Below are 25517 nucleotides of genomic sequence, written 5' to 3' on the forward strand. Positions count from 1 at the left end.
CCTCGATGACCCTGCAACCGGTCGCCACGCTCCCGGTCGAACCCGTCCCGCTCCCCCCCGGCGGTGACGGTCCAACTGCGGGCCTGGGCCTGAAGGCCCGGCACTACGAAGACGCCCTGGCGGCGTCGGCGACCGGTCTGTGGTTCGAGGTTCACGCCGAGAACTACATGGTCACAGGCGGGCCCCGGCTCGCCTGGCTCGAGGCGATCCGCCGGGACAGGCCGCTGTCGCTTCATGGCGTCGGCCTGTCCCTGGCGGGTTTCGCCCCCCCCGATTCCGACCATCTGGCCCGTCTCCGGGGCCTGATCGATCGCTTCCAGCCCTTCGTCGTGTCCGAACATCTGGCCTGGTCCCGTCACGACACCACCTATCATCCTGACCTGCTGCCCTTCCCCCGCACCCGCGCCCGGCTACAGCGCATCGTCGACAATGTCGCCCGTACCCAGGACGCGCTCGGCCGGCAGGTGCTGATCGAGAACCCGTCCCTGTATCTCGACCTGCAGGGCCATGAGATGAGCGAGACGGACCTGCTGTCTGAACTGGTCGCCGCCACCGGCTGCGGTCTGCTGCTGGACGTCAACAATGTCCATGTCACCGCCAACAACATGGGGACCAACGCCCGCGCCTATATCGACGCCCTGCCCGCAGCGGCCGTCGGCGAAATCCATCTGGCCGGACACACCCCCGATCCGCAGCAGGGTCAGGCCCTGCTGATCGACAGCCATGACGCCCCCGTCGCCGAGTCCGTCTGGACCCTCTATGCCCACACCCTGGACAAGGTCGGCCCGCGCCCGACCCTGATCGAGCGCGACGGCAATGTGCCGCCGTTCGAAGACCTGATGGCCGAACGGGACCGTGCCGCCGCCCTGATGACCACACCGGCGCAGGTCCGCCATGCGTGACGCCGTGACCGAAGCCGACACCTTCGAGACCGCCTTCGACGCGATGCTGGCCGGTGATGACCGGGCGCTGGACGCCTGGCTGCCGGATGCCGGTTCGGCTCGGCCCGGTTTGGCCGTCTATCGCAACACCGTGGCCAAGGCTCGCGTCGACGCCCTGTCCGGCCTGTTCCCCACAATCGAACGCCTGGTCGGGACAGACTGGTTCCGCCAGGCTGCCCTCGCCTTTGCCGGAACCGCGCCACCGACCTCCGCCGTGCTCGACGACTATGGCCTGGCCTTCCCCGACTGGCTGGCGGCCTTCCCGCCGGCGCAGGACCTGCCCTATCTGGCCCCGGTTGCCCGGCTCGACCTGGCCTGGAGCCAGGCCCACCGCGCGCCCGACGCCCCGTCCCTGTCCAGCCGGGATACCGCTCATCTGTCCCCGGCCCGCCTGTTCACCGCCCGCACCGGCCTGCATCCCTCGGCCCAGCTGTTCTGGTTCGACTGGACCGTACCGACGATCTGGTGCGCCAACCGCGCGGACGGCGACGCGTCCGACGCCGTCTGGGAAGAGCGGCCCGAAGGTCTGCTGATCGTGCGCCCCGCCGGGGCCGTGACCTCGCACCGCCTGTCACACCCGCAATGGACCTTTCTCAAGGCCTGCCGCCGGGGCGACACCCTGGGTCAGGCCGCCCAGGACGCCTTTGCCAGCGATCCGAGTCTCGACCTCGGCACCCTGTTCGCCAGCCTGCTGACCATGGGGGCCCTGTCCCCGCTGCAACCGGAGACCCCGCCCCATGACTGACACCACCACCGTCGCGCCCCCGACAGGTATCGCCACCCTGATCGCCCGGTTCACCCATCTGGTCGAAACCCTGATCCCGCCCTGGCTGCTCGGCCTGGTCGTGCGTTTCGGCATTGCCTCGGTCTTCTTCCTGTCGGGCCGGACCAAGGTCGACGGGGTGCTGCACATCACCGACGGCACCTACTATCTGTTTGCCGAAGAATACCGCGTGCCCTTCATCCCCAGCAACCTCGCCGCCCATATGGCGACCTGGGCGGAACATCTGTTCCCGATCCTGCTGGTGCTGGGGCTGGCGACGCGGCTCTCAGCCCTGGGGCTGCTGGGCATGACCCTGGTGATCCAGACCTTTGTCTATCCAGGGGCCTGGGCCACCCACCTGACCTGGGCCGGCCTGCTGCTCTACCTGGTCCGCTACGGCGCAGGATCCGTCAGTGTCGATCGCCTGCTCAGACTGCCCTGAGCCGGCGACCGGCGGCTGACCCGCTATGCGCCGTTCGCGTCAGCGCAGACCTCTTCCATGCGATGAAGATGGTCCTCAGTGTTGGTCTCGACCCCCTCGTCGGGTTGATCATCAGGCAGGCGTTCGGTTTCGACCACCGCGCTCTCGGTCAGGGTGCGGTGCACCGGACAGCGGTCGGCGATCTCCAGCAGCCGAACGTGTTGGGCTTCGTCCAGCTCGCCCTGGAAGGCGATCTTGCGCACGAACCGGTCCGGCTCCGACGCCGTCTTGGCCGTATGGCCGACTTCAACCACCACCCGCTCCAGTGGCCAGTTCTTGCGCTCGGCATAGAGGCGGCAGGTCATGGCCGTGCAGGCCCCCAGACCGGCGCTGAGCAGATCGTAGGGGGTCGGCCCTGAGTCCAGACCGCCGACGCTGACCGGCTCGTCGGCGAGGAAGGTGGCCGATGGCGTCACGACCCGCACCTGGAATTTCCCGGCACCAGTCTCCTCGACGCGGACGCCCTGGACCGGCGCTTCGACCGCTTCGGGGGCGAGATCGAGATAGCGGCTGGCCCAGGCCGCAACCACTGACGCCGCATAGTCGGAATCGGCCTTGCGGGTCAGCAGGTGGTTGGCGTGATCCAGTGAGACGAAGCTCTTGGGGTGCCGCGCGGCAAGAAAGATACCCGAGGCGTTGTCGATCGAGACAATCTCGTCGACCGGCGAATGCAGCACCAGCAGGGCGCGGCCGAGGTTCTCGATCCGCGTCTTCTGGTTCTGGCCCTGGATGTCGCGAACGAAGTCGGCCCCCAGCTCGAAACCGCGCCCGCCGATCTCGACCGGCACCCGCTGTCCCGCCGGGGTGTCCTTCAGCCCCGGATCGATGTGGGTCAGGACATGTTCGGCGTCAAAGGGGGTCCCGATCACGGCCACCGCCTTGATCCTGTCCAGCTCGCCGGCCGCGGCCAGCACCGCGGCACCGCCGAAGCTGTGACCGACCAGCAGCTGCGGCGTCATACCGGCGGCCGCCATCGCCTCGGCGGCGCAGACCACGTCCTGAACGTCGCCGGACAGGCCTCGTCCGAACTCGCCCTCGCTTTCGCCGAGGCCGGTGAAATCGAAGCGCAGCACGCCGATGCCCTGCTCTGCCAGCGCCCGGCTCAGGCGCGTCGCCGCCAGCGAGGTCTTGTCGCAAGTGAAACAATGGGCGAACACGGACCAGGCGCGCACCGGCCCGTCCCCGCGCTCAAGCACACCGGACAGTTCCCGACCGCCGGTATTGGAAAAGTTGAATTCGGTGCTGGCCATAGGTCTAGCGATACTCCGGGTTCGGGTGATCGAAACGCTCGCCCTTGTCCCAGGCGGACTTCTGGTTCCCGTGAGCCGGGATGCCGCCGGCGTCCTTCAGCATGCGGGCCATATGCATCAGGTTCCAGGCCATGAAGGTGGTGTTACGCTGGGTGAATTCATTATCCAGCCCGACCTTGCCGTCATCGCCATAGGACGGTCCGGGTCCAGCCTCGCCGATCCAGCCGGCGTCGGCCTGGGGCGGGATGACATAGCCAAGGTGCTGCAGCGAATAGAGGATGTTCATGGCGCAGTGTTTGATGCCGTCCTCATTGCCGGTGACGATGCAGCCACCGACCCGGCCGTAATAGGCCCACTGGCCCTTGTCGTTGAGCTTGCCGGAATAGCCGTACAGCCGTTCGATCACCCGGGTGCAGATCGACGACTTGTCACCCAGCCAGATCGGCGTGCCGATGACGAGGATGTTGGCGTCCATCACCTGTTTCTGCACCGCCGGCCAGCCGTCGCTGTCCCAGCCATGTTCGGTCATGTCGGGCTGGACCCCGGGCGGGATGTCCAGATCGGCGGCGCGCAGGGTGGTGGTCTTGACCCCTTGGGTCTCCATGATGGTGATGGCCACATCCATCAGGGTCTGGGTGTGTGACGTCTCGCTGGAGCGCTTCAGACTGGTATTGATGAAGACGGCACTCAGATCATCATAGCGGATCATGGGGGTTCTCCTTTCGGGAGAGGCGGCGGCGCGCGCACGCACTGGACAAAGCCGGGCTCCGGGTAACGCTTCCGACGCCACCCCGGGCTCCGGGGACCGGAATCGGCCGCCCGCGATCAGCGGGCGGCCGATGACCGGGAGCGGCTATCGTGTCAGGGCGCGATACGACAGGCTCAGAACCATGCCGAAGGCCAGATGCGACACAATCGAGATCGCGTTACGCGCCATGGCAAACCACGGAAAGATCGCCGTGAAACCGTAGAAATTGACCACGTAAAGACCCAGTCCGACTGCGGCACCTGCCATCAGGGCCATCGCCAGACCCGGCCGCCGCACCCCCTTGGCGAACACGACGCCAATCACGATGGACAGCATGAAATGCACCGCCATCGCGGCCATCAGAATCATCAGATCGAAGCTGGCAGGCGGCGGCAGCACGCCCTCGCCCATGACGATCGCGGCGATCATGCGGGGCGGACCCCAGGGACTTTGCCCGGCCATGGCCACCAGTCCCATTTCCATCATCATAAAGACGGCGGCGGCGATGATGCCGGCCAGGGCGCCGGCTTTCAGATCGGCACCACGCGGTGTCTCGGCCTGGATTTCGGTGTGCATGTCAGTCTCCCGGAAATGTTCGGCCTGCCGCCGGACATCCACTATTCGCGGGCCGGGCCAAATCGTTACAGACACCTAACGCCCGGAACGGAGCCTAGTGCCCTCCCGCCGGGTCCGGTATGGCGCGCGGTGGCGCATCCCGGACATAGAGGTCCAGCCAGCGGGTCATTTCCCACAGCGTGTGGCCGACCGACTCGCGGGCCCGGTAGCCGTGGGCTTCCAGCGGCAGAACGACATAGCGCACCGTGGCCCCCTGCCCCTTCAACGCGGCATAAAAGCGCTCCGACTGAACCGGATAGGTGCCCGAATTGTCGTCGGCCTCGCCGTGGATCAACAGGATCGGCTCATTGACCTGGTCGGCATAGGTGAAGGGCGACATCTCCGTATAGGTCTCCGTCGCCTGCCAGTAGGTGCGCTGTTCCGCCTGGAACCCGAACGGCGTCAGGGTGCGGTTGTAGGCTCCCGAGCGGGCGATGCCGGTGCGGAACAGATCCGTATGCGCCAGCAGATTGGCGGTCATGAAGGCCCCGTAGCTGTGCCCGCCGATCGCCAGATGGTCGCGGTCAGCCACGCCCAGCGCTACCACCGCCTCTACCGCCGCCCGCGCGTTGGCCGTCAGTTGTTCGATATAGGTGTCGTTCGGCTCGGCCCCGTCGCGGCCGATGATCGGCATCGCGGGATTGTCCAGCACGGCATATCCCTGCGTCAGCAGAAACAGGTGGCTGGATCCGCCCGGCCGGACGAAGCGGTTGGCGGTGTCGACTACCTGACCGGCCACTGCGGCGTCGGTGAACTCGGCCGGATAGGCCCACATCAGCAACGGCAGCGGCCCGTCCCGATCCTTGTCATAGCCGTCCGGCAGATACAGGGTTCCCGACAGTTGCACCCCGTCATCCCGACGATAGGTGATGAGTTGCCGGCTCGCGCCGGCCAGCTGCGGTGCCGGATCGGTAAAGGCGGTCAGGGCCGTCGGGGCCGCGCCGTCCAGATCGCGAACATACAGGTTGGGCGGGGCCAGCCGGGTCTCTCGACGGGTCACCAGCCGTCGTCCCCCGTCGTCCAGAATTCCGACGATAGTCTCGTATTCGCCATCGGCCGAGGTCCACAGCCGTTCGGTCTGTCCCGTGGCCAGATCCAGCGTGCCCAGGAACGGATACTGGCCGGCCCGGGTCGCCCCGCCGCCCTCGATCAGCACCCTGGTGCCGTCGGCGGTGAACTGCATCACCGGCCGTCCGGCGGCGTTCGGCTCGGTCGCCGCCGCACCGGGGTCATTGTAGCGATCCTGATAGTTGCGCTCCACCAGCACCCGCCCCTGACCCGGCCGGGACGGATCAACCAGATAGCGGGTCTCGTGCCGGGTGTTGAACCAGCGACTGGAGACCAGGGCTACGTCATCCCGACCCCAGGTGATCCCGGCATAGCGCTCGCCCAGATCGATCAGCGGCGTCGGTGCCGCCGTAAACGGGGCGGCCAGGGTGAAGACCCGGTCCCGTACCTCTGCGGGCGTACGGGGATCGCCGCCGTCCTGGGCCTCGGTCCAGGCCAGGGTCGCCGGTGCATCAGCACGCCACTGAACGGACCGGGGGCCCGTCGCCACCGCGTCGAACGGCGAGGGAATATCATCGCGCAACGGCAGATCGGCGACCCGGTGCACGATCCGGCCGCTCAGGTCCGTAACCACCACATCGGCCGGGAACAGGGCCGCCGGCACGACATAGCTGTAGGGATGCCGGGCCACGGTCTGCAGCAGGTAGCGTCCGTCGGGCGACACCGACGTGCCCAGGATCACGCCCGGCGTGCCGATCGGTCGGGTCGCGCCCTGCAGCGGCACATGAACCAGTTGCGAGGTGAAATAGTGATCGAACAACGCCTCGTCGCCGGCGTTGCCCAACAGGTCCTGATAGGTCCGGACCGGAGCGGCCCGCGCCATGCTTTCCTCGACCGTCGGGCCCGACGGGGGGCGGCTTACGTCGGGGGCCGTCCCGCGGCCCGCCGGAACGGTCTCGACCACCAGCCCCGAGCTGTCAGGCAGCCAGTCCAGACCCGATCCGGTCGTGGCATTGATCGTCGGCCCCGTCAGTCGGCGCGCGCGGGCGCTGACCACATCGGCCACCCACAGCTCCAGACCGGTCGGCTGGTCCATCAGCAGCGCCACGGATCGTCCGTCCGGCGACCAGTCCGGTGACGTGAACCGGGCTCCGGCCGGCAGGGCCACCGGACGCGCCGCACCGCCGGTGACCGGCTGGAAACTCAGTCCCGTCAGCCAGGTGACCCGGCTGTTGGCCGGGCCGTTGTTGCGCGGATTGATGCGATAGCCGGCCAGCCGCAGCATCGGCTCGGCCAGCTCGGCGATCGACGGCAGGTTTGAGCGCTCGAACAGGACCAGAGTCTCGTGGTCCGGACTCAGGCTGGAAAGCGGCGTCGGCCGCGTGTCGAGAATGTCGGGTATGGGCGCGGGCGGCTGCTGATAGGTCAGGCCGTCCGCGGTCTGGGCCAGCGCCAGTCCCGGTACTGACAGCAACAGGACAAACGCAGGCAGAGCCTGTTTCAGAAGCCGCTTACGCATGGTCGAATCCCCCGTCACCGGCACGCGCTGGCGCGCCTAGCTATGAACGGGTTCGCGGATCGGTCAAGGCGTGAAAGTGGTCGTCTCCGCCGCCGGAGTCTGGCCGATAAAGCGCTGGTCCCGGGCCGTCTCATAGGTTTCACGGATCGCCGCCCGCGGCTGATCCGCACCCAGCTGCGCGACCTGTTCGGCCCAGACATCGGCCAGTTGCTGCACCGTCGAACTCACCCAGCCGGGAGCCTGTTGTCGAGACCAGTTCTGGAGCGACGCCGTATTGAACACCAGCATGAAGGCCGTCAGCAGCACCAGGGTCCGGCTGGTCCAGCGCCGGTCACGCGCCGCCACGCCTTCGTCGTCCAGCGGCGGGGCGGGGGGAAAGGCAAACCGCTGCAGGGCACTGAGCCTGTGCTCCAGCGTCGGCAGGTCATGGGCGTCGGCCCCGGCGTTCCAGTCACTGGCGGGGTCAGCCGGCACTGACACGGGCTCAGGCTCAGGCTCGGGCTCGGGCTCGGGCTTCGCCTCAACGAGGGGAGCGGGATGTTCCCAAGCGGTACGCCCCTGTTCCAGCGGCGGAAAGGGCGACTCGGGGTCCGGCACCGGAAAGGGATCCGGCCGGGGGTCTGTCTCGTCGTGGGGGTCGTGATCGTCGGTCATTTTTCTACCAACGCCTCAGAACTGGAAATAGATGAAAGGAGCGACGCCGTCAGGACGTATGGCCTCGACCAGCAGGAAGGCCACGCCCAGCAACAGCGCCAACGTCAAAGACGGTGCTGTCTTCAACCGCTCGGCCATGCCCTCGATGGCGCGCGGCGGCAGCCAGTGCATCGCCAGACCGCCGACGATCAAGGTCAGCAGCAGCGGCGTCAGCATCACCGTCGGCTGCCACCAGCGCCCCAGACCCGTCAGCACCTGCATGGCCAGGTCAAAATTCTCGGCCCGGAACAAAATCCACCCCAGGCAGACGATATGGAAGGTGATCAGCACGCCGAGCACCGGATGAATGACTCGCCGGTCGCCGAAGGCCGCCCGGCCGATCCGCTCGACCACCTGGACGCCGCCGTGCAGCGCGCCCCAAGCCAGAAAGGTCCAGGCTGCGCCGTGCCACAGCCCGCCCAGAACCATGGTGATGAAGACGTTGATGCTCGACGAGATCAGTCCCTTACGCCCACCGCCCAGCGGTACATACAGGTAGTCGCGCAACCAGCTGGACAGGCTGATGTGCCAGCGCCGCCAGAACGACTGCAACGACCCCGCCCGGTACGGCTGATCAAAGTTGCGCGGAAACGAATAGCCCAGCAGGGCCGCGGTGCCGATGGCCATGTCGGAATAGGCCGAGAAGTCGCAATAGATCTGGACCGCATAGCCATAGACGGCGGCGATCATGTCCAGCGATCCGTACGCCGTGGGATCGAAGAACACCGGGTCGACCAAACGGACCGACAGCTCCGAGGCGATCACCGTCTTCTTGAACAAGCCCCAGACGATCAGCAGAATCCCGTGGGTCGCCATCGCCCGCGTCAACCGTGGCGTCCGGTCGAACTGCGGCAACAGATCCGAGGCCCGCACGATCGGTCCCGCAACCAGATGCGGGAAGAAGCTCATCAGCAGCATCACATCCAGCAGCGAGCGCGCCACCGGCGTCTTGCGACGGTGGACATCGACGACATAGCTGATGCCCTGGAAGGTGAAGAAGCTGATCCCCACCGGCAGGATCACCTGAAGCAGCGGCAAGTCCCGGCCCCAGCCGAACTGGCTCAGCAGCTCGCCCGCCTGTTCGATGAAGAAGCCGTAGTATTTGAAGAATCCCAGCACCAGCAGGTTGAAGGCCACCCCCAGCCCGACCAGCCATTTGCGTCGACCGTCGCTGTCACTGCGTGCGATCAGGGCCGCCACGCCCCAGTTCAGGATGGCGCTGAGGATCAGCAGTCCGACGAAACGCCAGTCCCACTGGGCGTAGAAGAACCAGCTGGCCAGCAGCAGGAACAGCTTGCGCCGACCGTTCTCGCGATCCAGCGACCAGCTGGTGAAATAGACGAACAGAAAGAAGACGCCGAAGGCCAGCGTAGGGAACAGCATCTAGTCGCCCTGCCCCTTCGTGATCTTCCAGCCGTCAAAGGCCGCCGTCAGGTCCGCGGCGAACACGCCACCGATCCAGTCGGCCCCGATCGTGGTGAAATGCACACGGTCGCCGCGCATGTGCGGCTCGGCCATAAGCGCCAGTCGGTCCGCTGAACAGTCGCCGCCCATTCGCCCGTGCCAGTCCCAGAACGCCACACCCATGTCGGCGGCCACCCGGCGCTGCACATCGCGGACCACCGCCAGCGACGGCGGCGGACGGCGCAGGCCGTCGGCACTACAGCCTCCGGCAGGGCCGGTCCGTTCGGCGTCGGGCGCGCCCATCAACAGCAGCGACGCCGCCGGAGCCAGTCGCCGCATCCGCGCGATCTCGCCCCGAAGCAGGGCCTCATAGGTGACCCGGTTCAGCGCGTCGTCGAACCCCTCATTGGTGCCGAAGGCCAGGACGATCAACTGCGGCCGCCAATAGGCCAGTTCGGTCGCCGTCACCGCCTCGTCGCGCGCCGCCAGATCGCGCAGTGTCGCCCCGACGGCACCGAGGTTGGAGACGACCACGCCAGGCCGACCGGTCGCCAGCCACAGGTCATACAGTGGCACGCCCGGCCCCACCGGAGTCAGACGGATGGACTCCGCCGCCGTCGGCAGGCCGATTTCGCGGCACACAGGGCCAGCCTCGGGTGCCGCGAAATCGGCTACCCCCTCGCCACTGGCCATACTGACGCGGATTGCTCCCGCCCCCGGCCCGGCCCGGCCGCACAGGCCCAATACTCGCGGTCGTCCGCCCGGCTCCGCCGTCACGGTCAGGGCCGGATCGGGCCCGTAGCGGATCCCCTGGATTCCAGCCAGACCGACTCCGAAGCGGCTGTAGCCCCCGGTCGTAACCAGCGGTTCCGGCGTCAACGTCCAGTCACGGGCCTCGACCTGCACCTGCAGCGGGGCATAGCCGTCATAGGGAATCCCCGGCGGCAGGGCCCCGCGGCCGCCGTTACCGAACCGCACCTGCAGCGCGGCCCGGAGCGCGCCAGTGATCCGGTCCCCCGCCGTATGGCTGTCGCCGATCTGCAGGATGTGGACCGGCCGTTCCCGCTGCCCGGCCTCGGTCGCTGCCAGCGCCTCGAACAACCCTTCCAGAGCCTCGACCTGACACAGGCCTCCAGGACAGACCGCAGTACCGGCAGCAAGCCCCGTTCGCGGCACATAGGCCGACTGGGCCAGTGCGGGCCCTACCAGGGCCAGGGCCAGGACGACCGCCGTCAGGGCGGAGCCGGTCCTCATCCTCAGGCGGCGGGTGAAACGGGCGGGGTCGCAGCGGACACCAGACCCGGGCTCACCGCCTCAGGCCGGGGTCTGTCCAGTCCGGCATCGTGCTTCAGGGTCGCCGCGACCGGATTGCCGATGCGAAGATAGCCGGCCATCGACATGTGGATCCCGTCATTGGCCCGCATCAGGGTGCGGCGTCCGGTGTCGGTCGGCAGATAGGCCTCATAGCCGCCCGCGTCATTGGCGGTCAGGGGCACGGTGTCGATATAGGGCACGTCCAGCGCCGCCATCCGCTCAGCCACGACCCCGTTGATCAGGCTCATCTTGGCGTCGAAGCCCTCGCGCTTCATCCGCGGCAGGCCGACCCAGTAGACGGCAATGTCGCGACTGCGCAGCAGGGCCACAAGGTCATCGACCCGCTTCGCATAGGCCGTTTTCCAGCCGTCGGTGCCGAACGGATGCACCTCGCCGTCGAGGCTGATGCCCTGCGCGTCATTGGTGCCGAACAGGACCACAGCCACGTCCATGGGCTGTTCGTCCAGCTGGCGCGCGGTCTTGGCCTGGATGTCGACGTAGTCGTAACGGGACAGGCCAGTCGAAACCTCGCTGAATTTGGTAACCGATACGCCGGAGACACTGTTCAGGTCGCGGTACAGGGCCGCCCACAGGCCATCGGCCATGGAGTCGCCGAACACGCCGATCCTCAGCTGTCCCTGGGCCATCCGCGTGGTCAGCGGCGTCACCGCCGGTCGCACGTCAACCACAGCGGCCGGCAGCGCAGGCTCGACCGGAACCGTGGCGGGGGCCGAGGCATTGGCCGAGCCGCCCAGCATCAACGTCGGTTGGCGCAGCCAGGCACGACCATCGGGCGTCAGGACCAGCCCGGCCAGCACGCCGACCACAAAGGCCACCGTCAAAGCGTTGATGCCTGCACGCACGTCCGTCCCCCGACATTCGACCGATGGCGTGGTTAAGCCATCCTCAGGGTACCTTTTCTAGCGCATTGGCGCGCCACCGCCACTGCCTGCCCCTCGCAAGCGAACAAAAAGGTTAATGACCGACGCCGTTTCGGGCCTTTCCGGGTCCGGTCAGACGGGCCGCGAAATAGCCGCCGGTGGACGAAACGGCAGTCAGCACCGTGCCCCAGCACAGGTCGACAATGGTCAGCTGGGTCGACCATTGGGCCAGCGTCGCTTGGTTGGTCAGGTCGTAGGTTGCATAGGCGACAAACCCCAGCACCGCCCCGTTAAGCGTCGCCCGACGCCAGGATCCGGCCTTCAACGCCGGCAGCACCGCCAGAAAGACCATGCCGAAGATCGACACCAGATAGAAGGCCACAGCCGCCCGCATGTCCGGCTCGGCGGCCAACATCGGCCCCAACAACGGCTTGTAGAAGCGGTCGGTCATGGTCGTCAGCCAAACGGCGTCGATGGCGGCGAAGGTCAGTCCGGCCCCCAGATAGGCGAGGATGAAGCGGATCATGGTGGTCCTCCTGAACGCCGGTCAGGCCGGCTTGAGGCGATAGTGGCTGACGGCCCAGGTGCGGCCCTCGTCATTACCGAACAGGCCGGCCGTGGCCAGATAGAACCGCCGCCAGCGACGCCGCCAAAGCGCCGCATCGGTGCCGTAGGTGGCCTGCATCAGCTCCATCACCCGGTCAGCGTTGGCGTCCATATTGGCCAGCCAGTCATTAGCCGTGCGCTGGTAATGGGTGCCGCTCCACAACCACTCCTGCTCAACCGAAAACAGGTCGGGGAACTGCCGGATCAGCCCGCGGCTCGGCATGACCCCACCGGTGAAGAAATGCTGGGCGATGAAGTCCTCGCTGTCGGTGTGATCGAACCGGTAGGGGGCGTCGCGGTGGGTAAAGACATGGATGAACATCCGCCCGTCCGGCTTCAGCCAGCCCCGGGCGCGTTCCAGCAGGGTGCGCCAGTTGGCCATATGCTCGAACATTTCGACCGAGACGATGCGGTCGAAACGCCCCTGCCCGGCCAGCTGCGGGTCGAAATCATTCATGTCGCAGGTGATCACGGTCAGATTGGTCAGGCCCCGCGCTGCCGCCTGGGCCTCGATATGGCCGCGCTGACCGTGGCTGTTGGACACGGCGGTGATGCGTGCCCGCGGATAGTGTTCGGCCATCCATAGACTCAGTGACCCCCAACCGCAGCCCAGTTCCAGAATCCTCTGGCCGTCGGCCAGAGCGGCGTGGGCACAGGTCTCCGCCAGAGCTTCCTCCTCGGCCTCGTCCAGGGTCGTCTCCGGCTCCGGATAGAGGCCGCAGGAATATTTCAACCGGCTGCCGAGGCAGATCTCGAAGAACTCGGGCGGCAGCTCATAATGCTGTTCATTGGCCGCCGTCGTGTGTTCGGCGATGGCCCGCTGGCCCATCCCCGCCGCGAAGGCCGCCTCGTTATGAGGCCCCTCCCTATCCAGCCGCCGCCGCGCTTCACTGACCAGACTGTCGATGGCGGGGCGGGCGATGAAGTCGGGAAAGGGCGCGTCCTGGAGTTTGCGAATGGCGGCATTGGCGAGGGACATGGGCATTCCGGAATAAGGGGCCTGAGGAGACGTCATGATCGCCCGGGCCTGCGGAACGTCCCGGGGGACTCCGCCGTTGCATCGGTTGAACCTTTGCAAATACGAAGCTGAAGGTCGGACGGATGACATCCGTGTCGGCTCTGGCCCCGTAGCTGTGGATCTGACCGCCACGGAGCCCCCATGAGCCCTCATCTCGTCGCCGAAACCCCCGTCGCCGCTCCCGGCCAACGGATCGCCGTGATCGGCTCCGGCATCTCAGGCCTCTCGGCGGCCTGGCTGCTGTCACAGAAGCACACGGTGACCCTGTTTGAATCCGCCGATCGGCTGGGCGGCCACTCGCACACGGTCGAGGCCCCCTCTCCAGCGGGTCCGATCGCGGTCGATACCGGCTTCATCGTCTACAACGAGGCCAATTATCCCAATCTGACCGCCTTATTCGAGCATCTGGGGGTGCCGACAAAACCGGCCCATATGTCCTTCGCCGTCTCCATCGACGACGGGGCCTTCGAATATTCCAGCCACGGCCTGCGCGCCCTGTTCGCCCAGAAGCGCAACTACGCCAGCCCCAAATTCTGGCGCATGATCGGCGACCTGCTGCGCTTCCAGAAGGAGGCCCCGCGCGACCTGCCCGCCCTCGAACTCAGCGGCATGACCCTGGAAGCGTATCTGGCCCGCGGTGGCTATGGGGCCCTGTTTCGTGAGGCCCATCTGCTGCCCCAGGCGGCGGCGATCTGGTCCTGCTCGATGGGGCAGATGGCCGGTTATCCCGCGGCCTCCTTCATCCGCTTCTACATGAACCACAACCTGCTCAAGCTTGATCTCAAGCCGACCTGGCGCACGGTCGACGGGGGCAGTCGCGAATATGTAAACCGTCTCGCCGACGCCTTCACCGGACAGGTCGTTACCGGCGCCGACATCGCCGGGGTCGTGCGCGGGCTGGACGGAGCCGCGCTGCGCTTCGACGACGGCCGCCTGGAACGGTTCGACGCCGTGGTCATCGCCACCCATTCCAACCAGGCCCTTGCCCTGCTGGACGCTCCCTCGGCCGACGACCGCCGCCTGCTGGGGGCCATTCCATATCGTCCCAACCGGGTGATCCTGCACCGCGACACCAGCCTGATGCCGAAACGGCGCAAGGCCTGGGCCGCCTGGACCCATCTCGGCTATTCGGACCGCGCCGGCGAGGGCGGGGTCACCTACTGGATGAACGAGTTGCAGAGCCTGCCTGGCCCGCCCCTGTTCGTCAGCCTGAACCCGGCGCGCGAACCCGACCCCGGCCTGATCATCGGCGAATGGGACTACGAGCACCCCGTGTTCGACGCTGCTGCCGTCACCGCCCAGGCCGAGCTCTGGTCATTGCAAGGTCGCCGGAACGTCTGGTTCGCCGGGGCGTGGTTCGGTTCGGGTTTCCACGAGGATGGTCTCCAGGCCGGTCTGGCCGTGGCCGAGCAACTGGGCGGTGTCCGTCGCCCCTGGACCGTCGCCAATGAAAGCGGTCGCATTCCCCTGCAGAGCATCGCGGCCTCACCGCTCGCGATCGACCGGCTGTTGGACCGGGTGGCGTGACGGCGGATCACAGCGCCCTCTATGTCGGCCGGGTCGAACACACCCGGGTCCGCACCATCCGCCACGCCCTCGGCTACCGCGTCTATATGCTGCTGCTGGACCTCGACCACGTCGAGACCCGCCTGGCCCGCCTGCGCCTGCTGACCCGGGGCCGGTTCGGATTGATGAGCTGGCGCGCCGCCGACCACGGTGACCGCTCAGGTCGTCCCCTGCGCCAGCAGGTGGAGGCGCATCTGGCCGCGGCCGGGATTGAGATCGACGGTGGCCCGATCCGCATGCTGACCATGCCGCGTATCCTGGGCTATGGCTTCAATCCGATCAGCGTCTATTTCTGCCATCGGCCCGACGGCGGGGTGGCGGCCCTGCTGTACGAAGTCACCAACACCTTCGGTGAACGCCACAGCTATCTCGTGGCCCGGCCCGTCGATACGCCGGGCCCGATCCACCAGACGGCCGACAAGGCCTTCTTCGTCTCGCCCTTCATGGACATGGACCTGACCTATGATTTCACGGTCCGCCCTCCGGCCGAGGGCGTATCGGTGGTTGTCGCGGTCCGTCGCGGCGACACGCCGGTCCTGACGGCCAGTTTCGCCGGAGGACGGCGCCCCCTGACCGACGACCAGTTGCTGCGCGCCTTCCTGACCCACCCCCTGCTGACCTGGAAGGTCACCGTCGGCATCCACTGGGAAGCGGCGAAAATGATGCTCAAGGGGGCCCGCTATCGCGACCGTGGTCCGCCACCGAAACAACCGGTGACCGTGGGCCACGCCCGCTCCTGACGCAGTCCCCCGCTAGGATCGCGCCAGATCGTTCAGGGCAGCGGCCCGGCCAATGTGGACCCAGTGGACTCAGTGGACCCTGTTTTTCGCGACCGGACCGCCTTGCTCCGGGCCGCCCCCCGCGTTACGGACGGACTAGGGCCGCCGATATTCATCGAGCGGTGAAAATATGAGGAAGCGATGCGGAAGATCTTCCCCGACGCGGCGTCCGCTCTCGAAGGCCTGACCTTCGACGGCATGACCGTCATGTCCGGCGGTTTCGGCCTGTGCGGCATCCCCGAGAAGTTGATCGCCGCCTTGCGTGACAGCGGCACCAAGGGTCTGACCGTCATCTCCAACAACGCCGGCGTCGACGGCTTCGGCCTCGGCCAGCTGCTGGAGACCAAACAGATCGCCAAGATGATCTCGTCCTACGTCGGCGAGAACAAGGAGTTCGAGCGCCAGTATCTGGCCGGTGAGCTGCAGCTGGAGTTCAACCCCCAGGGCACGCTGGCGGAACGCATCCGCGCCGGTGGAGCCGGCATCCCGGCCTTCTTCGTCAAGACCGGTGTCGGCACGCTGGTGGCCGAGGGCAAGGAAGAGCGCATGTTCGGTGGTGAGCGCTACATCATGGAGACGGGGCTGCTCGCCGACCTGTCGATCATCAAGGCGTGGAAGGCCGACGAGCGCGGCAATCTGGTGTTCCGCAAGACCGCCCGCAACTTCAATCCGATGATGGCGACGGCCGGCAAGGTCACCGTGGTCGAGGTCGAGGAGATCGTGCCCACCGGCTCACTGGATCCGGACGGCATCCACACCCCCGGCATCTATATCGACCGCATCGTCCAGACCGTGTCCGAAAAGCGCATCGAACAGCGCACCGTCCGCCAGCGGGAGGCCGTCTGACAGACCGCGGATCTTCAGGTCCGCAGGATAGCAAGGAGCGCGGACCTTCAGGTCCGCAAGGCGAAGGTCTTATGAACGAACACAAGGGATGGCACCAACGGCGCTACCTGCCGCATCTGGATGCGGCGGCCGTGGTCCAGCATGTCACGTTCCGCCTGCATGGGACCCTGCCCGCGTCGGTCATCCGACGGCTCAAGGCCGATACCGGCGGCGCTGACTATCAGGCGGCCGTCGATGAGCAACTCGACAGCGGGGCAGGCCCGCGTTGGTTGGCGATCCCCGACTGTGCAGCCATTGTCGCCGACGCGCTGCGCCAGTTCGACGGCGAGCGCTACGACCTGCTCGCATGGTGTGTGATGCCAAACCATGTCCATGTCCTCATCAGGCAGAGGGAAGGCTGGCCGCTTGGAGCGGTCGTGAAGTCCTGGAAGGCCTACACCGCACGAATGATCAACCGGCGGCTCGACCGGAGCGGCCCGTTCTGGGCTGCTGACTATTTCGACCGCTACACCCGCAACGAAGCGCAGCTGATCGGCACGATCCGTTACATCGAAGCCAATCCCGTCAAGGCCCGTCTCTGCCGCCAGCCGGAAGACTGGCCTTTCAGCAGCGCCGCACAGGACCGCGGACCTTCAGGTCCGCTGGCGTCCACCAGGCAACCCGCGGACCTGAAGGTCCGCGATCCTTTTCACTCGGACAGGTAACCCCCATGCCCCGCACCCGCGAACAACTGGCCGAACGCGCCGCGCAAGAGCTGCAGGACGGCTTCTACGTCAACCTCGGCATCGGCATTCCGACGCTGGTCGCCAACTACATTCCCGAGGGCATGGAGGTCACGCTCCAGTCCGAGAACGGTATGCTCGGCATGGGGCCCTTCCCCTATGACGACGAGGTCGACGCCGACCTGATCAACGCCGGCAAGCAGACCATCACCGAAATCGACGAGAGCGCCTATTTCAGCTCGGCCGACAGTTTCGCCATGATCCGCGGCGGCCACATCAACCTGTCGATCCTCGGGGCCATGGAAGTGGCCCAGAACGGCGACATCGCCAACTGGATGATCCCCGGCAAGCTGGTCAAGGGCATGGGCGGGGCCATGGATCTGGTCGCCGGCGTCAAGCGCGTGGTCGTGGTGATGGATCACGCCAACAAGCACGGCCAGTCCAAGGTGCTGAAGGCCTGCACCCTGCCGCTGACCGGCACGGGGGTGGTCAGCCGCATCATCACCGACCTGTGCGTGTTCGACGTCAAGCCGGACGGCGCGGGGCTGGAACTGGTTGAACTGGTTGACGGCGTGACCCTGGACGAGGTCGAGGCGAAGACCGAGGCAAGCTATACCATTTCCGAAAAGCTGAAGTCGCTGGCATAGTCTTCCCGACCGACCTCGAGGTCGGACAAGGGAGGGTGACAATGGCGGCTGACGGCTCATACCGCGTAACGGGCGGCGCGCCCCTGCCCGATCCCGCCCGCGTGGCGGCGGCCGCCGCGACGCTGGACACCGATCCCCCCGAGGCCTTCGCCGAGCCGGCGCGCGCCGCCGCCCTCGATCGGCTGGAGCGCGCGCTCGGCGCGGTGCGTACCGGCGACCTGACCGAGGCTGCGGCCCAGCTGACCCATGCCCGCTCGGTTCTGCAGGACCTCACCCCCGCGGCCCTGGAAACACGCAAGGGTCTGGGCGGTCTATTCGACAGCCGGGGTCGTCGGCTCAAGAATTTCCGCGGCCGTTTCGCCGCCGCGACCGCCGGCCTCGCCGATGTGGCCAAGGATATGGCCGAGCGGATTGAGGGCGTGACCCGACGCAACGGCGCTCTGGACAACGCCTGGGACGGTCTGCGCGAGGCTGTCGGCGATCTGGATACACACCTCAGCGCTGTCTTTGGCCGCCTCACTCCGGCCGCGCCGGCAGGGGAGCCGTCACCACTGCAGCAGCGCGGCACCGCCCTGGCTGCCGGACGTGAGGCCGCCCTGCGGACCCTGCCCCTGATCCGCCGGGTTCAAAACACCGATGCCCGGCTGGTCGAGAGTCTGGCGCTGTGCCGTCAGGGTATCGACAGCTGGCGCGACGACTGGAAGGACGGACTGGGTCTGGCAGGACGACGCCCGAAACGGGTCCGGCCCGATCAGACGCGGCTGGCGCGCACGCGTGACGCCCTGCTGGCCCGGATCGACAGCGCCCTGACCGAACTGGACACGGCCCGGTCCCGACGGGTCGAGATCGCCGCCCGTATCGAGGCGCTGCGCCGCCCGCTCTAGACCAAGGTGCGGCGCGACCTAGCCGCCGACGGAAGCCTCGGTCCAGCCGACGATCTGGGTGTTCAGGTCGCGCGTGGCGATGTCGAAGGCCGCGACGATGCTGGACACCCGGTTCTCGGACGCCCGTTGCGAGACCGTGAAGGTCCGCTCCGACACAACCGTGCGCTCCGGCAGGCGCAGCATGCGCGCCGTCGCCGAGATCACGACCAGCGGCGCGGCTCCCGGCTGCTCGTAGCGGGACTCGAAGGTGCGGACGTCGATGTCCAGGGTTCGCGTGGTCGGGGTCAGTTCGCGGCGGGCGATCAACCGCACCCGGGTCGCCTGCGACAGGAAGGCTTCGTGCAGGCTCTGGGCGTAAAGATCCTCGGCCGGCGAAACCCAGCGAGCCCCGGCGATGTAGGCCGCCTCAGACCCGGTAATGCCCAGCATCCGGTCGCCCTTCGACGCCGCCGGGAATTCGATCCGCCGCAGCGACACCTGTACCGGTGCGGCCAGAGCCGGCCCCTCGCCGACCTCGGCACCGGCTCCGAAGCGGTAGAGCTGCACCGGATCCGGCGTCGACAGCAGCGAACAGCCGGCCAACGCCGCGATCACGGCCGTGACGGCCGACAGACGAACAAACATGCCGATCATGGCCGGACCTCAATTTCGGTGGAGGGGGGACGCCCGATGAAGTCACGCGGACTGGCACGAACCTCGTCGATCAGGCTCTGCAGCGAGTCCGTCGCATCCTCGAGCCCCTGAATCGCCTGCATCAGCTGCGGCACGCCTTCGCTGGCGACATCGCCCAGCGGGCCCTCGAGGGCATTGGCGGTGCGGTTGATCGACGCCAGGGCCGTCCGCGCGTCCGCGGTAGCCCGGTTGATGTTGCCGACGGCCTCGCGACCATCGCCGTCGACCAGGACGCGCAGGCTGGCCCCCAGCTTCTGGTACTCGTCAATCGCGGCATTGGCCTTCGTCAGCGACTGTTCCAGCTGCTCGATCATTCCCTTGCGGGCTTCCAGCTCGGTGCTCAGCGACTCGACGTTCTTCAGGCTGGTCGAGAACGAGCGGATATTGTCGTCGGACAGCACCCGGTTGATACGGTTCAGCGCATCCACGGTCTGGGCCAGGACCGTACCCGATCCTGACAGCAGTTCGGCAATCGGTGACGGCTGGCTCTGCAGCAGCGGTACAACATTGTCCGGATACTGGGTCTTCAACAGGGCGCTGGCCGGGGTTCCGGCGGTGATCTGGATGTAGTTCAGGCCTGTGATGCCCTGCGGCTCGAGCTGCGCGCGCGACGTCACCCGCACCGGCGTGGTGGCATCGATGCGAATGCGGGCGATGACCTCGTCGCTGTTTTTGGGATCCAGATTCAGGTCGGTGACCTCGCCGACACGGATGCCATTGAAATTGACGTCGCCGCCCTCCGTCAGCCCGCGTACGGGGCCATAGAAGACGATGTCATAGACGTCGTAGTCATTGTTGAACTGCAGGCGGGCCAGCCAGATGGCGAACACCGCCAGCGCCGCCAGCAGGGCGATCGTGGCAATGCCGACGGCGGCGTAGTGGGCGTCTCGTTCCATCGCTCCGCTCTCCTCAGGCGGCCTTCGTGGCGGCGCGTCCGCGCGGCCCAAGGAAGTACTCTTTGATCCAGGGATGATCGGAACCTTCCAGCTCCGCCACCGTGGCCTTTTCTATCACACGCTTGTCGGCCAGCACCGCCACCTTGTCACAGATGGCGTAAAGGCTATCGAGATCGTGGGTAATCATGAAGACGGTCAGGCCCAGATCGTCCGAAAGGTTCCGGATCAGGGCATCGAACGCCGCGGCACCGATCGGGTCCAGCCCGGCCGTCGGCTCGTCAAGGAACAGGATCTCGGGGTCCAGCGCCAGGGCGCGCGCCAGGCCGACCCGCTTGCGCATCCCGCCCGACAGTTCCGCAGGCTTCAGATGGTGGGCTTCCGGCCCCAATCCAGCCATGGCGATCTTCATCTCCGCCAGTTCCCGGATCATTTCCCGCGGCAGTCGCGTGTGCTCGACCAGGGGCGAGGCCACGTTCTCCAGCACGGTGAGGGCCGAGAACAAGGCACCTTGCTGGAACAGGGTGCCGGTCCGCTGTTCGATCTCGGCGGCCTGGCCCTTGGTCATCTGGGTGATGTCATGATCGAAGATGCGGATAGTGCCGCCGTCCGGCTCCTTGAGCCCGAGGATGGTGTTCAGCAGCACCGTCTTGCCTGCCCCCGATCCGCCGACGACGCCAAGAACCTCACCCTTGATCACATCGAGGTCGAGGTTCTCATGAATGACCCGCTCGCCGAACTGGCTCAACAGGCCGCGAACCTCGATCAGGACTTCCGGCGACCTGTCCGCGGCAGGCGGTTTGTTGACGGGCACGGTCACCAACCCAACTCGATAAAGATCATCGCGAAGACGGCATCCAGCACGATGATGGCGAAAATGGCCTGCACCACCGCAGCCGTGACCCGCCGCCCCAGGGATTCGACATCGCCATCGACAGACATGCCCTGACGGCAGCCAATCGCCGCCACGACGATCGCGAACACCGGAGCCTTGATCATCGCCACGCCCATATGGGTGCCGATGTCGGGGGTGTCGGCGAGTCGCTGCAGGAAGAAGGATGGGCCCAGCCCCAGCTGGGTCCATGTCACCAGCATCCCCCCGAACAGGCCTGAGACCATGCCGACAAACGTCAGGATCGGCAGCATCACCAGCATGGCCGCGAGTCGGGGAATAACCAGGGCCTGAAACGGATTGACGCCCATCACCTGCATGGCGTCGATTTCCTGGTTCATCCGCATTGAGCCGATCTCGGCCGCGAAGGACGAGGCCGAACGGCCCGCCAGCAGCACCGCCGTGATAACCACCGCGAATTCCCGCAGCACCGAAACCCCGATCAGCTGCACGGTGAACACGCCGGCCCCGAACTGGGTCAGCAGGTCCGCCCCGAGGAAGGCGATCACGGCCCCGACGAAGAAATTGGTGGTGGCGATGATCGGCAGGGCGTCCAGTCCGGCGCGCTCGCCCTGGCTGAACCAGGCGGGCCAGCGGATACGGCCCGGATTGCTGAGGGCGGCCCCCGTGGCGACCATCAGCCGGCCCAGAAAGGCCAGCGACATCACCGCCTCGTGGCCGATGTCCTCTACCCCTCGGCCAATCTTGGCAAAGGCCCGGGTAAATCCATCGGCGCGCTTGCGCGGCTCGACGCTTTCGCGTTCCAGCCGCTCCACCATCGCATAGATGCGGCCGGCCTCCGGGCGTGTGGCCCAGACGGAACCGGGGAGCAGAGATCCGGTGGCCTGGACGATCGCAAGCGCCCCGGCGGTATCGAAACGTCCCATTTCGTCGAGGTCCAGGCGCGACGGCGTCCGGTCTTTCAGGGCGTTCGCCAGACGCCGCGAGGCCCGGCCCAGACCAGCCGTGGTCCAGTCACCGCTCAGGCGAAGCACCGGTCCGCCCTCGTCGTCGTCGATCTGGAAATCCGCGCTGGCCATGTCTCTCACTAGACGGGGCTTCGGGCTTTGCCCATGCTCTTTGCTGCGGGCGAGACATGAACGCTCGCCGGGCGTTACCGTTCGGCCACGACCCCCGGTGGTACCTGCGGCCCGCCTGCCGGGTGCGGAACCGCCGCCACGTTCAGTTCAGATAGTTCAGCAATGAGACCTGGCTCAGCTGGCTGATGACCTGGGCCGAGGCCTGGATCGCCACCTGCGACAGCTGCAGATCGGTGATCGCCTGGGCCATGTCCGCGTCGGTCTTGGTCGACAGCAACTCGTCAAGCGACGTCTTTTGCTCGTTCTGCGATTTCAGGATGCCGTCGACACGGTTCTGCATCGCCCCGTTGCGCGCGGCCATATCGGTAATCTTCGACCGGGCGCTGTCGAACCGGGTCAGTTGACTGGTCAGAAAGTCCCGTGTCGCATCACTCATCGGATCGGTGATGGGCGTGGTCCCGTGATAGGTCTGGATGTCGCGGAAAATCTGGAACATGTCGGTACCGATCTCGTTGGCAAGGAAGCTGGTTTCCATGCGCGAGCCCTCGTCGAGGCGCGAGGTCTGTTTCAGGCTGTCGTTGACGAAACTGTCTGCGACCGAGGGGGCGGCGGCCAGGTCAGCCAACGTCATGGACACGACCGGAACCGTCTCGACACTGCCCCCGGCGAACAGGTAGCGGCCCTGGTGCTTGACGTTCAGACCGTCCTGGGCGACCTGAAACTCGTTCTGCAGCTGTTGCATCAGGCCGTCGATGCGGCCGGACGCCAGAGCGTCGGCAATCGCCTGCCGACCGCCGCCGGCCCCGTCCGCAATCCGCCCGAAGGCCAGATCCTGGGCACCCAGTCGCGCCGAAACGGTTTCGCCGGTGTTGATGAAACCCTGGATGCGGCTTTGCATCGATTTCAGGGCGGTCAGGGTTTCCGAACTGCGGCCGAACCCGGTCAGGTCCGTCGCCACCTTCTGGGTTGAGATGCGTTTCTGCGCGTCCTGGGCGCGCACTTGGGTGTTCATCAGCTCCGCCAGGGCTGAATGGTAGTTTCCGGCGGTCGATACCCTCGTCATCACACCATCCCCAGCAAGACGTCATACATGTCCTTGACGGCCTGGATCAGGCGCGCCGAAGCGTTAAAGGCTTGCTGATACGTCGTCATCAGCACCAGTTCCTCGTCGAGATTGACCCCTTCGAAAGCGATCTGGCGCGCCGTCGCCTCGTTCTGCAGCGCCGAGGCACTATCGGACCGACTTTTCGACAGCTTGGCCTTGCCCCCGATCTCGCCGGCCAGTTCAGAGGTGTAGCGCGACACACTGATCGACCCACCGGACGAACTGCCCGCTGCCTCGAACCGGGCCGTCCGCTGACCGGCGTCGGCCAGCAGCAGGGCCCCGCGCCCATCACCGCTCGCCAGGGCAGCCGACCCCGGCGCGGCGGACAGGTTCAGCTGGGCCAGGGCCAGTTTCGACGGGTCCCTGTTGATATCGGTCCTCAGCGTGAAACCGTCTGCGCGCGAGGTCCGAACCCCGGTGCCGATCCCGAACAGTTCGGTCAGGGACACGCCCGACGGCACCTGGGTCGTCTTGTCATTGATCACCGACATCGCCGGTGGCGGGCTGCCCAGTCCCTTGAAGGTCAGGGCACCGGAGGTCGGATCCAGCGTAAAGGTCCCGTACCGTCCGACGCCGGTCGCGGAATCATTCAGGGCCGTAAGCAGGTCGGCCACCGTTCCGGCTCCGCCCGGGACCGTTACCGTCAGGTCCCGCAGCTTGGAGCCGTTGGGGTCCACAAAGCGGAAGTCCACCGTCTCGCCGGCCGTGAAGCCGTGCAGCGACGCCGTCGTCAGCCCGGTATCGTACAGGGCCACGCGATCACTGGTGACGAGGTCATTGAGCCCGAAATAATGGGAAAAGCCTCGACCCGCCTTGTCGCTGGGCGCTGCGGCATCATCGGCGATGGCGACGCCGTTCGGGCTCGTGGTCGAGACGCTCAGAACGCCGCCGTTGAAGCTGGCCGTGGCCGCACCACCCAGTTCCGTATTCAGCACGGCCAGAAAGTTGGCCGGCGTCGCCGCCGACCCGTTGATGGTCATGGACGCGCCCGAGAACACGATGTCGGCCCGCGCCTGAATGACTCCGGCGGCGTTGGTTACGGCGATGGTCGTGTTGCCGGTAAATCCGGTCAGAGCCGTTTCCAGCGACTGACCGACGTTGCGGCCCGTCAGGGTCGACGGCGGCGGAACGGCGCTGTTGGCATTGTGGGCACGGTTCAGCTCATCCGCGATCCGGGTCATCATCTCGCCCAGCCGCGCCGCCGTCTCGGGGGCTTCGGTGTCGCGAAGTTCAACCAGGCCCTTGATCTCGCCGGACACCACACTGTCGAGCAGGGGGCGCTTCTGGCCGCCCGGCTCGGTTACCCAGATCTCACTGAAGGCGGTCTCGGCATTGACCGAGCCGGCCCGGCTGTATTCCAGCTTCGCATGACCCTGTCCGGCCAGCAGGACACCGCTGCCGGTGCGGATCGAGACCCCGCCGACCGCCCGGACCGAAACCCGGATATCCATCAGCGACGACAGCTGGGTGATCAGCGCGGCCTGGGCGGTCTCGGCCCCTGAGGAATCCCCGGAAACCGCGGCAGCCCGCGAGATCTCGATATTCAGCGCCTCAATCTGTTCCAGCAGCGAGTTGCCGGTTTCGACCGCGCTCTTGATCCGGCCATCGGCATCCTCGCGCACGGACTGGATCTGCCCCGAGATGCGATTGGCCTCGTCGAACAGCGCCTGGACCTTGAACAGGGCCTCCTGGCGACGCGGCGACGACACCGGATCCTCGGCACCGGCGGCGAAGGCTGAAAAGATGTCATCGACCTGGGAGAAGAAACCCGCTCCACCGGGATCGCCGAACAGGGACTGTATCCGGTCGTACAGTTCGTAACGTACGCCCTGGCGCGCCGCGTCCGACCCCGAGTTCAGGCTCGCAGCCTGCAGGAAGCGGTCCGTGGCGAGACGAATCCGGGCCACATCGACGCCCGCCCCGATTCCCTGGTTCGAAACGGCGACCTGGTCGGCGATCTTGCGCACATAGCCGGGCGTGTTGACGTTCGAGACGTTGTCCGAGACCACACGCAACTGGGCCTGCGCCGCAGTCAGGCCCGACGAGGCCGTGTTCATGATGGCGTTCAGTGACATCAGAGCACTCCCGATGACATGACGGCCACGCCACTCGGCAATCCCTGCCAGCCGACGTGCGCTTTTTGCCCGGCCAGATCGCGCGACGATCCAGCTAGTTCATTGAATACATTGGGCATCACGATTGTTACCGCGTTCATACCCGATATGGAGCG

At 66.7% G+C, this 25517-nt stretch carries 25 protein-coding genes; 9 read left to right on the top strand and 16 right to left on the bottom strand.

The genetic code is table 11. The features are described 5' to 3' along the window. Nucleotides 1-5 precede the first annotated feature (5 nt). The 3 genes from AAC067_RS09840 to AAC067_RS09850 are packed head-to-tail and all read left to right on the top strand — an operon-like array spanning nucleotide 6 to nucleotide 2146. Nucleotides 6-902, top strand: a complete 897-nt coding sequence (locus AAC067_RS09840) for a DUF692 domain-containing protein (protein WP_339932005.1) — start codon at nucleotides 6-8, stop codon at nucleotides 900-902. Continuing rightward, nucleotides 895-1686, top strand: a complete 792-nt coding sequence (locus tag AAC067_RS09845) for a DNA-binding domain-containing protein (protein WP_339932007.1) — start codon at nucleotides 895-897, stop codon at nucleotides 1684-1686. Before AAC067_RS09840 ends, AAC067_RS09845 begins: the two co-directional genes overlap by 8 nt. Further along, nucleotides 1679-2146 (top strand): DoxX family protein, encoded by a 468-nt coding sequence (locus AAC067_RS09850; RefSeq protein ID WP_339932009.1) that lies wholly within the window; start codon nucleotides 1679-1681, stop codon nucleotides 2144-2146. Before AAC067_RS09845 ends, AAC067_RS09850 begins: the two co-directional genes overlap by 8 nt. Nucleotides 2147-2169: 23 nt before the next feature. On the opposite strand, the gene AAC067_RS09855 is transcribed toward AAC067_RS09850, so the two are convergent. From AAC067_RS09855 to AAC067_RS09900, 10 genes are all read right to left on the bottom strand, one after another. Continuing rightward, nucleotides 2170-3435 (bottom strand): alpha/beta fold hydrolase, encoded by a 1266-nt coding sequence (locus AAC067_RS09855; RefSeq protein WP_339932011.1) that lies wholly within the window; start codon nucleotides 3433-3435, stop codon nucleotides 2170-2172. A gap of 4 nt (nucleotides 3436-3439) precedes the next feature. After that, a complete protein-coding gene (locus AAC067_RS09860) occupies nucleotides 3440-4144 on the bottom strand; it encodes an NAD(P)H-dependent oxidoreductase (RefSeq protein WP_339932013.1) in 705 nt (234 codons plus the stop codon). Between the two features lie 144 nt (nucleotides 4145-4288). After that, the gene (locus tag AAC067_RS09865; RefSeq protein WP_339932015.1) at nucleotides 4289-4759 is read right to left on the bottom strand and encodes a hypothetical protein; all 471 of its coding nucleotides are present in this window, start codon (nucleotides 4757-4759) and stop codon (nucleotides 4289-4291) included. 94 nt (nucleotides 4760-4853) lie between these two features. After that, nucleotides 4854-7325 (bottom strand): prolyl oligopeptidase family serine peptidase, encoded by a 2472-nt coding sequence (locus tag AAC067_RS09870; RefSeq protein ID WP_339932017.1) that lies wholly within the window; start codon nucleotides 7323-7325, stop codon nucleotides 4854-4856. 63 nt (nucleotides 7326-7388) lie between these two features. Beyond that, entirely contained in the window at nucleotides 7389-7979 is a 591-nt protein-coding gene (locus AAC067_RS09875) for a hypothetical protein (RefSeq protein WP_339932019.1), read from the bottom strand. A gap of 15 nt (nucleotides 7980-7994) precedes the next feature. Then, nucleotides 7995-9401: an MBOAT family protein gene (locus AAC067_RS09880; protein WP_339932021.1), complete on the bottom strand. Its 1407-nt coding sequence runs from the start codon at nucleotides 9399-9401 to the stop codon at nucleotides 7995-7997. After that, complete coding sequence (locus AAC067_RS09885; RefSeq protein ID WP_339932023.1) at nucleotides 9402-10676, bottom strand: GDSL-type esterase/lipase family protein; 1275 nt, start codon at nucleotides 10674-10676, stop codon at nucleotides 9402-9404. A gap of 2 nt (nucleotides 10677-10678) precedes the next feature. Then, complete coding sequence (locus AAC067_RS09890) at nucleotides 10679-11599, bottom strand: DUF459 domain-containing protein (protein WP_339932025.1); 921 nt, start codon at nucleotides 11597-11599, stop codon at nucleotides 10679-10681. Between the two features lie 112 nt (nucleotides 11600-11711). Further along, nucleotides 11712-12143, bottom strand: a complete 432-nt coding sequence (locus AAC067_RS09895; RefSeq protein ID WP_339932027.1) for a DUF2177 family protein — start codon at nucleotides 12141-12143, stop codon at nucleotides 11712-11714. Between the two features lie 21 nt (nucleotides 12144-12164). Further along, nucleotides 12165-13202 (bottom strand): cyclopropane-fatty-acyl-phospholipid synthase family protein, encoded by a 1038-nt coding sequence (locus tag AAC067_RS09900; protein WP_339932029.1) that lies wholly within the window; start codon nucleotides 13200-13202, stop codon nucleotides 12165-12167. A gap of 180 nt (nucleotides 13203-13382) precedes the next feature. Here AAC067_RS09900 and AAC067_RS09905 point away from each other — a divergent pair, with 180 nt between their 5' ends. The 6 genes from AAC067_RS09905 to AAC067_RS09930 all read left to right on the top strand — a co-directional run bounded on the left by AAC067_RS09905 (nucleotide 13383) and on the right by AAC067_RS09930 (nucleotide 18685). Beyond that, on the top strand, nucleotides 13383-14768 hold the full coding sequence (locus AAC067_RS09905; RefSeq protein WP_339932031.1) for an FAD-dependent oxidoreductase: 1386 nt from the start codon (nucleotides 13383-13385) through the stop codon (nucleotides 14766-14768). Continuing rightward, nucleotides 14765-15547, top strand: a complete 783-nt coding sequence (locus AAC067_RS09910; RefSeq protein WP_339932033.1) for a DUF1365 family protein — start codon at nucleotides 14765-14767, stop codon at nucleotides 15545-15547. Before AAC067_RS09905 ends, AAC067_RS09910 begins: the two co-directional genes overlap by 4 nt. Before the next feature lie 180 nt (nucleotides 15548-15727). Further along, the gene (locus AAC067_RS09915) at nucleotides 15728-16432 is read left to right on the top strand and encodes a CoA transferase subunit A (protein ID WP_339932035.1); all 705 of its coding nucleotides are present in this window, start codon (nucleotides 15728-15730) and stop codon (nucleotides 16430-16432) included. A 71-nt stretch (nucleotides 16433-16503) separates the two neighbouring features. Then, on the top strand, nucleotides 16504-17136 hold the full coding sequence (locus AAC067_RS09920; RefSeq protein WP_339932037.1) for a transposase: 633 nt from the start codon (nucleotides 16504-16506) through the stop codon (nucleotides 17134-17136). 5 nt (nucleotides 17137-17141) lie between these two features. Continuing rightward, entirely contained in the window at nucleotides 17142-17801 is a 660-nt protein-coding gene (locus tag AAC067_RS09925) for a 3-oxoacid CoA-transferase subunit B (protein WP_339932039.1), read from the top strand. Nucleotides 17802-17842: 41 nt separating this feature from the next. Then, nucleotides 17843-18685, top strand: a complete 843-nt coding sequence (locus AAC067_RS09930; RefSeq protein WP_339932041.1) for a hypothetical protein — start codon at nucleotides 17843-17845, stop codon at nucleotides 18683-18685. A gap of 18 nt (nucleotides 18686-18703) precedes the next feature. Here the strand turns inward: AAC067_RS09930 and AAC067_RS09935 are convergent, their stop codons facing one another. The 6 genes from AAC067_RS09935 to flgK form a co-directional block, all read right to left on the bottom strand. Further along, the gene (locus AAC067_RS09935) at nucleotides 18704-19318 is read right to left on the bottom strand and encodes an ABC-type transport auxiliary lipoprotein family protein (protein WP_339932043.1); all 615 of its coding nucleotides are present in this window, start codon (nucleotides 19316-19318) and stop codon (nucleotides 18704-18706) included. Further along, complete coding sequence (locus tag AAC067_RS09940) at nucleotides 19315-20253, bottom strand: MlaD family protein (protein ID WP_339932045.1); 939 nt, start codon at nucleotides 20251-20253, stop codon at nucleotides 19315-19317. Before AAC067_RS09940 ends, AAC067_RS09935 begins: the two co-directional genes overlap by 4 nt. A gap of 13 nt (nucleotides 20254-20266) precedes the next feature. Beyond that, on the bottom strand, nucleotides 20267-21070 hold the full coding sequence (locus tag AAC067_RS09945; protein WP_339932047.1) for an ABC transporter ATP-binding protein: 804 nt from the start codon (nucleotides 21068-21070) through the stop codon (nucleotides 20267-20269). Then, the gene (locus tag AAC067_RS09950; protein WP_339932049.1) at nucleotides 21067-22182 is read right to left on the bottom strand and encodes an ABC transporter permease; all 1116 of its coding nucleotides are present in this window, start codon (nucleotides 22180-22182) and stop codon (nucleotides 21067-21069) included. Before AAC067_RS09950 ends, AAC067_RS09945 begins: the two co-directional genes overlap by 4 nt. Before the next feature lie 142 nt (nucleotides 22183-22324). Beyond that, the gene (locus AAC067_RS09955; RefSeq protein ID WP_339932051.1) at nucleotides 22325-23245 is read right to left on the bottom strand and encodes a flagellin; all 921 of its coding nucleotides are present in this window, start codon (nucleotides 23243-23245) and stop codon (nucleotides 22325-22327) included. Continuing rightward, nucleotides 23245-25362: a flagellar hook-associated protein FlgK gene (gene flgK / locus AAC067_RS09960; protein ID WP_339932053.1), complete on the bottom strand. Its 2118-nt coding sequence runs from the start codon at nucleotides 25360-25362 to the stop codon at nucleotides 23245-23247. Before flgK ends, AAC067_RS09955 begins: the two co-directional genes overlap by 1 nt. Nucleotides 25363-25517: the final 155 nt, after the last annotated feature.

Origin of the sequence: uncultured Brevundimonas sp., assembly GCF_963977465.1 — a bacterium.
Taxonomy (GTDB): Bacteria; Pseudomonadota; Alphaproteobacteria; order Caulobacterales; family Caulobacteraceae; genus Brevundimonas.